The 11,890-nt window shown below is 74.0% G+C and carries 11 protein-coding genes; 8 read left to right on the forward strand and 3 right to left on the reverse strand.

Translation table 11 applies throughout. From position 1 onward, the window contains the following. Positions 1 to 215 precede the first annotated feature (215 nt). Complete coding sequence (locus tag HET64_RS29820; RefSeq protein WP_215110257.1) at positions 216 to 1,334, reverse strand: glycerate kinase; 1,119 nt, start codon at positions 1,332 to 1,334, stop codon at positions 216 to 218. Positions 1,335 to 1,485: 151 nt separating this feature from the next. Here HET64_RS29820 and HET64_RS29825 point away from each other — a divergent pair, with 151 nt between their 5' ends. After that, positions 1,486 to 2,001: an NUDIX hydrolase gene (locus HET64_RS29825; protein WP_215110258.1), complete on the forward strand. Its 516-nt coding sequence runs from the start codon at positions 1,486 to 1,488 to the stop codon at positions 1,999 to 2,001. Positions 2,002 to 2,158: 157 nt separating this feature from the next. Here HET64_RS29825 and HET64_RS29830 read toward each other — a convergent pair whose 3' ends face one another. Next, on the reverse strand, positions 2,159 to 2,359 hold the full coding sequence (locus HET64_RS29830) for a type II toxin-antitoxin system VapB family antitoxin (RefSeq protein WP_215110260.1): 201 nt from the start codon (positions 2,357 to 2,359) through the stop codon (positions 2,159 to 2,161). A gap of 173 nt (positions 2,360 to 2,532) precedes the next feature. Here HET64_RS29830 and HET64_RS29835 point away from each other — a divergent pair, with 173 nt between their 5' ends. From HET64_RS29835 to HET64_RS29865, 7 genes are all read left to right on the forward strand, one after another. After that, positions 2,533 to 3,315, forward strand: coding sequence for a CoA transferase subunit A (locus tag HET64_RS29835; protein WP_215110261.1), 783 nt, complete (start codon positions 2,533 to 2,535; stop codon positions 3,313 to 3,315). A 1-nt stretch (position 3,316) separates the two neighbouring features. Further along, positions 3,317 to 4,006 (forward strand): CoA transferase subunit B, encoded by a 690-nt coding sequence (locus HET64_RS29840; RefSeq protein ID WP_215110262.1) that lies wholly within the window; start codon positions 3,317 to 3,319, stop codon positions 4,004 to 4,006. 199 nt (positions 4,007 to 4,205) lie between these two features. Further along, entirely contained in the window at positions 4,206 to 5,525 is a 1,320-nt protein-coding gene (locus HET64_RS29845) for a PHB depolymerase family esterase (protein WP_215110263.1), read from the forward strand. A gap of 28 nt (positions 5,526 to 5,553) precedes the next feature. Then, positions 5,554 to 7,023, forward strand: a complete 1,470-nt coding sequence (locus HET64_RS29850; protein WP_251146067.1) for a 3-hydroxybutyrate oligomer hydrolase family protein — start codon at positions 5,554 to 5,556, stop codon at positions 7,021 to 7,023. A 103-nt stretch (positions 7,024 to 7,126) separates the two neighbouring features. After that, complete coding sequence (locus HET64_RS29855) at positions 7,127 to 7,924, forward strand: 3-hydroxybutyrate dehydrogenase (RefSeq protein WP_215110264.1); 798 nt, start codon at positions 7,127 to 7,129, stop codon at positions 7,922 to 7,924. Positions 7,925 to 8,091: 167 nt separating this feature from the next. Then, positions 8,092 to 9,480: an MFS transporter gene (locus HET64_RS29860; RefSeq protein WP_215110265.1), complete on the forward strand. Its 1,389-nt coding sequence runs from the start codon at positions 8,092 to 8,094 to the stop codon at positions 9,478 to 9,480. 89 nt (positions 9,481 to 9,569) lie between these two features. Beyond that, positions 9,570 to 11,474, forward strand: coding sequence for a GAF domain-containing protein (locus tag HET64_RS29865; RefSeq protein ID WP_215110266.1), 1,905 nt, complete (start codon positions 9,570 to 9,572; stop codon positions 11,472 to 11,474). Positions 11,475 to 11,496: 22 nt separating this feature from the next. Here HET64_RS29865 and HET64_RS29870 read toward each other — a convergent pair. After that, positions 11,497 to 11,890 (reverse strand): (2Fe-2S) ferredoxin domain-containing protein (locus HET64_RS29870; RefSeq protein WP_251146068.1); only part of this gene is annotated, 394 nt, incomplete at its 5' end.

Here is an 11,890-nt window from a genome sequence, read left to right on the forward strand (position 1 = left end):
GGGTGCGGGAACGTTCGCCGCGGGGCCGGGGGCGGCGCGGCAGCGCGCGGCTCCGGGGGCGCTGGGCCGGCGCGCGGCGCGGCACGAGGTGCGATGGCCCGGCGTGCGGGAGGGGCCCGGCGTCTGTCCCCGGGCCCCTCCCTGTGTTCTTCCGTTCGCCTGCTTCGCGGTCGCCTGACCTGCGGGACGCCTGACCTGCGGACGACCGCTCCGCGTCAGCGCAGCAGGAAGTCCCGGGCGATCGACTCCGCCGCCCGCTCCAGCAGCGGCCCGGCCTGGGCCATGGAGACGGCCGGGTCCGGTTCCAGCTCGGCCAGGGCGTAGGCGCGGCGGATGCCCGCCTTCCGCAGGGCCTCCGGGGGCAGGGCGAGCCGGCCGCAGACCGCGACGACCTCGATCCCGGCCGCGCGGGCGGCGGCGGCGACCCCGGCCGGGGCCTTGCCGTGCAGCGTCTGCTCGTCCAGCGAGCCCTCGCCCGTGATGACCAGCGTGGCCCGGGCGAGCGCGGGGGCGAAGCCGAGCACGTCGAGCATCACCTCGATGCCGGGGCGGAAGCGGGCGCCGAGGGCGACGAGCGCCCCGTAGCCGATGCCTCCGGCAGCGCCCGCGCCGGGCAGGGCCGCCGTGTCCGGGCCCAGGATCGAGGCGTAGTGCGCCAGGGCCGCGTCGAGGACCGCGATGTCCTCCTCGCTCGCGCCCTTCTGGCGGCCGTACACCTCGGGCGCGCCCTTGGGCCCCGTCAGCGGGTTGTCGACGTCGCTGGCCAGGACCAGGTCGATGTCCGCCAGCCGGGGGTCGAGCCCCGAGAGGTCGGCCTCGGCCAGCTCTGCCAGCGGGCCGCCGCCGGGGCCGACGGGCTTGCCGTCCGCGTCCAGGAAGCGGGCGCCGAGGGCGGCGAGCATGCCCGCGCCGCCGTCCGTGGTGGCGCTGCCGCCGACCCCGAACACGATCGTCGTCGCCCCCGCCTCCAAGGCGGCCAGCAGTAGTTCGCCCGAGCCGTACGTGGTGGCCGTGAGCGGGGCGAACACCCCGTCGGGCAGGTGCTGGAGGCCCGAGGCCTCGGCCATCTCCACCACGGCGGTGGACCCGCGCAGCGCGTACGCCGCAGTCACCGGGTCCCCGAGAGGACCGGTCACCCGGGCCTCGCGTCGCTCGAATCCGGCGGCCACCGCCGCCGCGACCGTACCGTCGCCGCCGTCCGCGACCGGCAGGGTCTCCACCCGCACGTCGGGGACGACGCGCCGCAGCCCGGCCGTCACCCGCTCCGCGACCTGCACGGCCGTGAGCGAGCCCTTGAACTTGTCCGCCGCCACGAGCACGCGGGCGGTCTCCATATCTGCTCCGTCCGTCACCTTGCATCCCTTGCTTTCGAACAGGCAGTCGCGCCGCCCCGACCATATCCGCACGCCCCCTGATCTGCCCATGGCCGTCCACGACAGCGCGATCGGGCCCCGGGGCCGGGCTGCCCCCACTACGCTGTCGGCCGTGACGACTCCTGATGCCGACTACGCCACGTACATCGCCGGGCTCCCCCGGGTCCTGTCCGGCGCGGCCTCCCTCTTCCGTGACGCGGAGGGACGGCTCCTCCTCGTCGAGCCGAACTACCGCGAGGGCTGGGCGCTGCCCGGCGGGACCGTCGAGTCGGAGACGGGTGAGGGGCCCCGGCAGGCCGCGCGGCGCGAGACGGCGGAGGAGATCGGCCTCGACGTGGCGCCGGGGCGGCTGCTCGCCGTCGACTGGGTGCGGGGCCCCGGCCGGCCGCCGATCGTGGCGTATCTGTACGACGGCGGGGTGCTCACCGCTGACCAGCTGGCGGCGATCCGGATCCAGGAGGACGAGCTGCTGTCCTGGCGGCTGGTGGCGCCCGCCGATCTGGACGGCTTTCTGCTCGGCACGCTCGGCGGCCGGGTACGGGCGGCGCTGGAGGTCCTGGCGTCCGGTAGCGGGACCGTGGAGCTGGAGGATGGCGAGCCAGCCGGTCGCGTAGGAGAGAGCACGTAAGACCAGTCGCGTAGAACCGGCCGCAGGACCGGTCGTGCAACACCGGCCGCGTAGGACCGGTCGTGCAGGAGGCCAGGAGCGATCGGCCGTGCCGGGCCTCGCCCTCGCCCCGTACGGAACGATCAGCCGTTCTCGGCCCGGTCCCCCTGCCGGGCGATCAGCCCTGCTGTGCCTCGGGCTTGATCTCCACGTCGCGCACCGCCCCCTCGCGGTCGGCGACCAGGGCCTCGGTCCGGTGGCCGCGCGCGATGTAGTCGCGCACCACGAGTTCGACGGCGTCCTGGGGGTTGCCGACCCCCGCGAGCACCATCGCTTCGACGACGAGTTCGGCATCCAGACTGACGGTCACCTTGGCCATGCGCGGACCCTACCTGGCATGCTCGGCACGCGGGCCGGGTTCCCCGAAGAACATCGCGCCGGACCGTCGTGACCACCATCCGTCCCGGCCCCGCTATGGGGTCGGCCGCCATCGCCGCGAGCCGTCACCCGTTCCTAGTCTCGTGCGCAGTCGACGAGGCGAGAGGTGGACGGATGAGCAGGGACAAGGTGGTCGCCGACGCGGCGGACGCGGTCGCGGACGTCGGGCGCGGGGCGTCGCTGGCCGTGGGCGGGTTCGGACTGTGCGGCATACCCGGTGTGCTGATCCACGCGCTGCTGGAGCGGGGCGCCGGTGAGCTGAGGGTGGTGTCCAACAACTGCGGGGTGGACGACTGGGGCCTGGGCCTCCTGCTGCGGGAGGGGCTGATCGCGCGGATGACCAGCTCCTACGTGGGAGAGAACAAGGAGTTCGCGCGCCAGTACCTCCAGGGGGAGCTGGAGGTGGAACTCGTCCCCCAGGGCACTCTCGCGGAACGGTTGCGGGCCGGTGGTTCGGGCATCCCGGCGTTCTACACCCCGGCCGGCGCGGGCACCGTGATCGCGGAGGGCGGTCTGGCCTGGCGCCACGGCGCGGACGGCTCCGTGGCGGTGGCCTCTCCGCCCAAGGAGAGCAGGACCTTCGGAGGGCGCGAGCACCTCCTGGAAGAGGGCATCACCACCGATTTCGCGCTGGTGCGGGCAGCCCTGGGCGACCGGCACGGGAACCTCCGCTTCGACTCCTCCGCCCGCAACTTCAACCCGCTCGCCGCGATGGCCGGACGCATCACCGTGGCGGAGGTGGAGAAGCTCGTCGAGCCCGGCGAACTCGCCCCCGACGACGTCCATCTGCCCGGGATCTTCGTCCAGCGGGTGGTCCCCGTGGGGACCGCCGACCCGCGCGCCGAGAAGCGCGTCGAGCGCCGTACCGTCCGGACCGTCCACGAAGGGACCACCTGAGATGCCGCTGACGCGTACGCGGATGGCGGCCCGCGCCGCCGGGGAGCTGGCCGACGGCTCCTACGTCAACCTCGGCATCGGTCTGCCGACGCTGATCCCCGACCACCTGCCGGACGGCGTCGAGGTGGTGTTCCACTCGGAGAACGGCCTGCTCGGCGTCGGCCCCTACCCCGTCCCGTCCGAGGTCCGGCCGGACCTGATCAACGCGGGCAAGGAGACGGTGACCCTGCTGCCCGGGGCGTCCTGTGTCGACTCCGCTCTCTCCTTCGCGATGATCCGGGGCGGGCACATCGACGTCGCGGTCCTGGGGGCGATGCAGGTGTCCGCCTCCGGCGACCTCGCGAACTGGGTGATTCCCGGCAAGATGATCAAGGGGATGGGCGGTGCCATGGATCTCGTCCACGGGGCCCGGCACGTCATCGTGTTGACGGAGCACACGGCACGCGACGGTTCCCCCAAGCTGCTCGGGGAGTGCACCCTGCCCCTCACCGGCCGGGGCGTGGTGCACCGGATCATCACCGATCTCGCGGTGCTCGACGTCACCCCGGACGGCTTCCTGCTGCGGGAACTGGCCGACGGAGTGACGGTGGATCAGGTCCGCGCCGCGACCGGGGCGGACCTGGCCGTGGCGCACGGGCTCACGTCGATGGCCGGAACGCCGTCCCGGCCGCCCCTCGGGGCTGTCTCGTAGCAGCAGGGACGGGCGCCCCACAAGGGGTGGCGGCCCCCGGCTCCCCGGCGGGCTGTGGAGGGCGCCGCCATTCCCGGGCCGCCCGCCCGCTCCCTACGGTGACCGCACCCCGGCCGCACCGCCGCCGTTCTGCCGGCGGCGCGCGGCAGGGGTCACGGGATCACGGGTGATCCCGTGCGCCGTCCTACGGGAGGTCACCATGTCGTACGTCGTGCCGTCGCAACCGAACGCCCCTGAGACCCCACCGCCGCCACCGCCGCCCCCGGGAACGGGACGCGGCGGGCGCCGGCGCCGTGTCGTCGGCCGCCTCACCGCCGTCGTGGGCCGGCTCGCCGTCGTGGTCGCCCTGGCCGCAGGGGCGGCGCAGGCCGGCCCGGCGGTGGCCACCGGGGCACGGGCGGCCGCCGCCGCCCTGGAGCGCGTCACCGCCTTCGGTGCCAACCCCGGCAACCTGAGCATGTACGTGTACCGGCCCGTGGCCCTGCCGGCGGACGCGCCCGTGGTCGTCGCCCTGCACGGCTGCACCCAGAGCGCGCAGGTGTACTCCGACAACGCCGGGCTCAACGCCTTCGCCGACCGCCACGGGTTCCTGGTCGTCTACGCCGAGACCACCGCCGCCAACAACGCCAACAAGTGCTTCAACTGGTTCCAGCCGGGCGACACCCGGCGCGGGCAGGGCGAGGCCGCGTCGATCCGGCAGATGGTCGCCCACGCCGCGTCCGCCTACGGGGCGGACGGCCCGGCCCACGTCACGGGCCTCTCGGCGGGCGGGGCCATGACCTCGGTCATGCTGGCCGCGTACCCGGACGTGTTCGCGGCGGGCGCGGTCGTCGCGGGCATCCCCCACGACTGCGGGGTCGACGTGGTGTCGGCGTATCGCTGCATGAGTCCCGGCGTGGACCGGACCCCGGCGGTCTGGGCGCGGGCCGTCCGGGACGCGTACCCCGGATACGCGGGCCCCTGGCCCCGGGTGAGCATCTGGCACGGGGACAACGACACGACCGTCGTCCCGAGGAACGCCGACGAGCTGCGGGACCAGTGGACGGCGGTGCACGGGCTCGACCAGTCACCGGACCGGACCTCCACCGTCGGCCCCAACGGCACCCGCAGGGACGAGTACCTGTCGGCGAGCGGCGGGAGCGTCGTCGAGGTGAACCGGGTGCCGGGCATCGCCCACGGCACCCCGGTCGATCCGGGCGGCGGCGGCGAGCAGTGCGGAGCCACCGGCACCCAGCACTTCATCGACTCGATCTGCTCCAGCCACTGGATCATCCGCTTCTTCGGGCCGGCCGGCGGCACCGTCCCCGAACCGCCCGTGGACCCGCCCACCGAGCCCGCCGTCTGCTGGACGGCGAGCAACTACGAGCACGTACGCGCCGCACGGGCCACCACCACCGGCGGATACGTGTACGCGAAGGGCTCCGGCCAGCACCTGGGGCTCTACAACACCTTCGTGACCCACACCCTCAAGGAGTCTCCGGCGGGCCACTACGTCCTCGCCGACTCCACCTGCCCCTGACACCGCTCACCCGACGGAGGCCCAGCCCATGCCAGTCGCCCCATCGACCGTCCGGCGCACCGGACCACGACACGACACCTCGCGCGGTCCGGCCCGGGGCCGGTGGCTGCGCGGGACGGCCGCCGCCGCGGCCGTGCTGGCGGCCTGGACGGCGGCTCCGTCCGCCGCCGCCCCGCTGCCGCCGGACGCCGCCCGGCCAGGTCACTGCTCGCGCCCCGACACGATCGAGGTGCCCGGCGCCGCCCACCAACAGGTCGACTGCCTCGCGGAGTTGACGACGGCCGGGACGGTGGCCTCCGGGCACACCGACCCGGCCGACTGGGCGGGACTGACCCCGGAGGGCCTGGCCACCCCCAGCGGCGTGCCGGGCATCCAGATCGACGGGTACTTCCCCGATGCCTCGACGGGCAACACCAACCACGGCTGGAACCACGACTCCCAGTTCGTCATCCGCCTCCCCGACCGCTGGAACGGCGGCCTCGTCGTCGCCGGCTCGCCGGGCGTGCGCGAGCAGTACGCCAACGACCGGGCCTTCGGCGACTGGGCGCTCTCCCGGGGGTACGCGTACGCCGCCACCGACAAGGGCAACACCTCGGCCGCGTTCCACCGGGACGGCACGGCCCCCGGTGACGCCATCGCCGAGTGGAACACCCGGGTCACCCAGCTCACCCGCGCGGCCCGCCGGGCCGTCGCCCAGCGCTACCACCGTCCCCCCTCCCGCACCCTGGCGATGGGCATGTCCAACGGCGGCTATCTGGTGCGCTGGCAACTGGAGAACCGTCCCGGACTGTACGACGGCGGGGTGGACTGGGAAGGCGCGCTCTGGCGTGCCGAAGGGCCGAACCTCCTCACCTTCCTGCCGACAGCCCTGCGCGCCTACCCCCGCTACGCGGCCGGGGGCGCCGGCGCCGGGAACGCCCACCGGACCATGACGGCCGCCGGCTACCCGGCCGGCTCGGAGTTCCTCTGGCCCTACCACCACCAGTACTACTGGGACCTCACCCAGAGGATCTACCGGGAGGAGATCGATCCGGAGTTCGACGGCGCGACCGAGGCGGGCACTCCCTTCTGCCCACCGGGAGCCCCTGCCTGCGACGCCGACTACGCCTACGGGGGACGGCCGGCCGAGGTGCGCGACGCCGTCGCGAAGATCGCTCTCACCGGCCGTATCGGGAAGCCGCTGATCAGTTTCCACGGCACCCTGGACGTACTGCTCCCGATCTCCAGGACCTCGGACGCGTACGCGCGACTCGTGCGGCGGGAGGGCCGCGGCGCGCTCCACCGCTACTACCGCGTCGAGGGCGGCACCCATGTGGACTCGCTCGTCGACGCCTTCCCCGGCCGGCTGCGTCCGCTCGTGCCGTGCCACCGTTCGGCGGCGACGGCGCTGGAACGCTGGCTGGACGACGGCCGGCGCCCCCCGTCGAGCCGCACCCTGAAGCTGCCCGCGGGAGCCGGGCCCGCCGAGCTGCTCGGCCGCTGCCCGCTGGACGGGTAGCCGCTCCACTCGCGCGGGTGGCGATGCCCGCCACTCCCCGCCCACTCGCTGTGGAGATCCGCACCATGGGATGTCCGGCCAGGTGTCTCTAGCGTTTCCGGCCATGACGAGCCAATTTCACGCAGCTTCCGGTTCCTCCGCGCCGGGCGTCGGGGCCGTGGACCTCCGAGGGCGCACCGCCCTGGTCACCGGCGGCGGCAGCGGCATCGGGCGGGCCACCGCCGAGGCGCTCGCCGGGGTCGGCGCCCTCGTTCACGTGGTCGACCGCGAGGCCGGGAGCGCCAAGTCCGTCGCCGCAGCGATCGGCGGCGTGGCCCACGTCGTGGACCTGGCCGAACCCGAGGCGATCGCGGCGCTGCCGACCGGGGTGGACGTCCTGGTCAACAACGCCGGGCTACAGCACGTGGCCGCCATCGAGGACTTCCCGCCGGACCGCTTCGAGCTGATCCAGAAGGTGATGGTGACCGCCCCTTTCCTGCTGATGCGGCACTGCCTCCCGCACATGTACGCCGGGGGGTGGGGCCGGATCGTCAACGTCTCCAGCATGCACGGGCTGCGGGCCAGCGCCTTCAAGTCCGCCTACGTCGCGGCCAAGCACGGCCTGGAGGGGCTGAGCAAGGTGGCCGCTCTGGAGGGTGCCCCGCACGGGGTGACCAGCAACTGCGTCAACCCCGGTTATGTGCGCACGCCTCTGGTGGAGGGTCAGATCGCGGGCCAGGCCGCCGCGCACGGGATCCCCCCGGAGGAGGTCGTCACCGGCATCCTCCTGGACCGGTCCGCGATCAAGCGGCTGATCGAGCCCGAAGAGGTCGCCGCGGTCTGCCGCTGGCTCTGCGGCCCCCACACCGGCTACATCACCGGCGTCTCGCTCCCCGTGGACGGGGGCTGGGGCGCGCACTGACCCCACATCCGCCACGGTCCCCACCGTCGGCGACGGCTCCACCCGCTCGTACCGCTCGACACGCTCGTACCGCTCAACCCGCTCGCGCCTCTGCTACCGCTCGCGACTCCGCCCGACCCGTACCCCCGTCCCTGACAGCCCTGCCAATGAAACGCGGTGACTCCACCATGGGTTCCCCCAGTTCCGTCCAGCCCCCCAGAGGCAAGATCGGCCGCATCGTCGCGGCCAGCCTCGTCGGCACCACCATCGAGTGGTACGACTTCTTCCTCTACGGCTCGGCTGCCGCGCTCGTGTTCAACACCCTGTTCTTCCCGAGCAGCGATCCGCTGGTCGGCACGCTGCTGGCCTTCCTGACCTACGCGGTCGGCTTCGCCGCCCGTCCGCTCGGCGGCGTCGTCTTCGGCCACTACGGCGACAAGATCGGCCGCAAGAAGCTCCTGGTGCTCAGCCTGCTCATGATGGGCGGCGCGACCTTCGCCATGGGTCTGCTCCCCACCCACGCCAGCATCGGCGTCTGGGCGCCGATCCTTCTCACCGTCCTGCGCCTGGTCCAGGGCTTCGCCCTCGGCGGGGAATGGGGCGGAGCGGTGCTGCTCGTCTCCGAGCACGGCGGCGACGAACGCCGCGGCTTCTGGGCTTCCTGGCCGCAGTCCGGTGCGCCCGGCGGCAATCTCCTGGCGACCGGCGTCCTGGCGCTGCTGGCCGCCGTCCAGTCCGACGAGGCGTTCCTCGCCTGGGGCTGGCGCGTACCGTTCCTGCTGTCGGGCGTCCTTGTCATGATCGGTCTGTGGATCAGGATCTCGGTCGAGGAGTCCCCGGTCTTCCTGGAGGCGCAGCGGAAGTCGGCCGCCGCGGCCGAGCAGGGCGTCAAGGAACAGGCCCCGGTCGTCCAGGTGTTCCGCAAGAGCTGGCGCGAGGTGCTCCTCGCGATCGGCACGCGCTTCGGCGAGAACATCTCGTACTACATCCTCACCGCCTTCCTGCTGGTCTACGTGACCGTGCACCTGGAGATGTCCAAGAGCGACGCCCTCAACGCCGTCCTGATCGGCTCCGCGGTGCACTTCGTCACCATCCCGCTGTGGGGTGCGCTCTCGGACCGGCTGGGCCGCCGCCCGGTCACGCTGATCGGCGCGGTCGGCATGGCGTTCTGGGCGTTCGGGTTCTTCGCGCTCCTGGACACCAAGTCCTTCCCCGTCATCGTTTTCGCCGTCACCCTCGGCCTGCTGCTGCACGGTGCGATGTACGGCCCGCAGGCGGCCTTCATCTCGGAGATGTTCGACACGAAGGTCCGCTACTCGGGTGCCTCGATGGGCTCCCAGCTCGCCTCGATCATCGGCGGGGCCCTCGCCCCGCTCATCGCGGTGGAGCTGCTCAAGGACTACGGCTCGTCGGTCCCGATCTCCGTCTATCTCTGCTTCGCCTCCCTGGTCACCGCGGTGACGGTGTGGGTGGCCAAGGAGACCCGCGGCCGCGACCTCACCAAGGACGGCCTCGACGACTCCGTCCCGGCGGCGCCTGCCGCGGCCGTCAAGGACTCGGTCCCCCTCGGCCACTGACCCCACACCCTCCCGCGCACCGCTCCGCACGGTGCGCGGGAGGGCTGTCCCCGTTACCCGCTCGGCCCCTCCCGGGAGGCGATCACCGTATGCTCACCGGCGTGACACCCCCTGCCGCCCAGCACTCCGCTCCGGCCCTGCGCCTCCTCCTCGACCTGCTGGCCCGGGGTGCGGCGGCCGAGGAGTTCGACCGGCCGGCCGCCGCCGCCCGGCAGGCGGGAGCCACCGCGGCCGAGCTGGCCGAGATCGCCGAGGCCGCCGCCGTGGCCCTGCGCATCCGGCGCACCCTCGGCCAGCACCGGGTGCGCGAGGCGCAGCTCACCGCCCTGTTCGACACGGCCAGCGACCTGGCGGCCCTGCGGGACCTGGACGCCGTGCTGCGGGCCATCGTCCACCGGGCGAAACTACTGCTCGGCACGGACGTCACCTACCTCTCGCTCAACGACGACGCCGCGGGCGACACCTACATGCGGGTCACCGACGGGTCGGTGGCCGAGGCGTTCCAGCGGGTGCGGCTCGGCATGGGCGAGGGCCTGGGCGGCCTGGTGGCGCAGACCGCCCGCCCGTACGCGACCGCGGACTATCAGGCCGACACCCGGTTCCACCACACCACCACCATCGACAGCGCGGTCCTGGACGAGGGTCTGCGGGCGATCCTCGGTGTGCCGCTGCGGCTCGGCGCCCGCATCATCGGGGTGCTGTACGCGGCCGACCGGGCGCCCCGCGAGTTCACCGCCACCGAGGTGGCGCTGCTGTCCTCCCTGGCCGACCACGCCGCGATCGCCATCGACGGGGCGCGGCTGCTGGAGGAGACCCGGGCCGCGCTGGTCGACCTCAACGCCGCGTCGGAGACCATCCGGACGCACAGCGAGGCGATGCGCCGCGCCGAGGAGGCCCACGACCAGCTCACCGACCTCGTCCTCCAGGGCGGCGGCGCCGACGACGTGGCGGCGGCCCTCGCCGACATCCTGGACGGCGGGATCCTCATCCATGACGCGGACGGCGCCGAACTGGCCCGCGCCCGCACCGAACCGCTGCCGCAGCCGATCCCCGCGGTGTCCGCGTCCCGGGCCAGGGGCCGGGCCGTTCCGCTGGGCGGCACCTGGGTCTGCGCCGTCCTCGCCGGCCCCGAGCTCCTCGGCTCCATCGCGCTGACCGGCCGGGCGGGGCTGGCGGACGCCGACCGGCTCCTGTTCGAGCGCGCCAGTGTCGTCACCGCGCTGCTCATGCTGTTGCGCCGCTCGGTCGCCGAGACGGAGGACCGGGTACGGGGAGAGCTGCTGGGCGATCTGCTCTCGCGCACCGGCGACCCGGGGACCCTGACGGCCCGCGCCCGCCGGCTGGGCGTCAACCTGGGCGGGCGGCACAGTGTGTTCGTCGCGCACAGCGAGGTGGCGCCCCGCCACCGGCTGCTGGCCTCGGCCGCCCGGAGCGCGCAGGCCCGCAACGGTCTGGCCGGGCTGCACCACGACCACATCGTCCTGGTGGCGCCGTCCGACGCACCGGGGCCGGCCGCCCGGGCGCTCGCCGCCGAGCTGGGCCAGGCGGTCGGCTTCCCCGTCACGGTGGGCTCGGCGGGCCCCGCCAGTGGTCCGGCCGAGCTGCCGCACGCGCACAGCGAGGCGGACCGCTGCCTCTCCGCGCTGCGCGCCCTCGGCCACACCGGGAGCGGCGGGGCCGTCGGGGACCTCGGGTTCATCGGCGTGCTGCTGGGCGACCAGGCGGACCTGGGCGGCTACGTGCACCGGACGCTGGGGCCCGTACTCGACTACGACAGCCGGCGCGGCACCGATCTCGTCGCCACGCTGGACGCCTACTTCGCCCAGGGGGCGAGCCTCACCCGGACCAAGGAGCTGCTCCACGTCCATGTGAACACGGTGGTGCAGCGGCTGGAGCGCATCGGCCGGCTCCTCGGTCAGGACTGGAACACGCCTGCCCGCACCCTGGAGATCCAGCTGGCTCTGCGGCTCCACCGCCTGACCGAGGGCCTGTGACGGGAAGACCCGCTGGACGGCCTCAGCCGTCCAGACCCGCCCGGACCCGGCGCGAGGGCTGGAAGACGTAGAGGTCGAGGATGTCCGGGGCGTCCGCGAGCCCCGGGCCGCCCGCCGCCGCCCAGGTCACGATGTCCTGCTCGGCGTGCTCGTCGTTGACCAGGCCGAGCCAGACCGGCCGGCCCCCGGCGCGGCGGCCCTCGGCGGAGGGCTGCACGACGATGACGTTTCCCTGCTCGCAGGCGTCCAGGCACTCGACCGCCCGTACGGTGGCGGCGCCCTCCAGGCCGGTGCGCAGCCGGGTCAGCTGGGCCGCGTGGTCGACGCCCGGGATCTTCTCCGTGCCGCAGCAGCAGCCCCGGCAGACGCTGACGGTGGGCCGGGGGGTGCCCTGGGCGGGCACGTCCTTGCGGGGG

This window comes from Streptomyces sp. McG3 (assembly GCF_018619185.1).
Classification (GTDB): domain Bacteria; phylum Actinomycetota; class Actinomycetes; order Streptomycetales; family Streptomycetaceae; genus Streptomyces.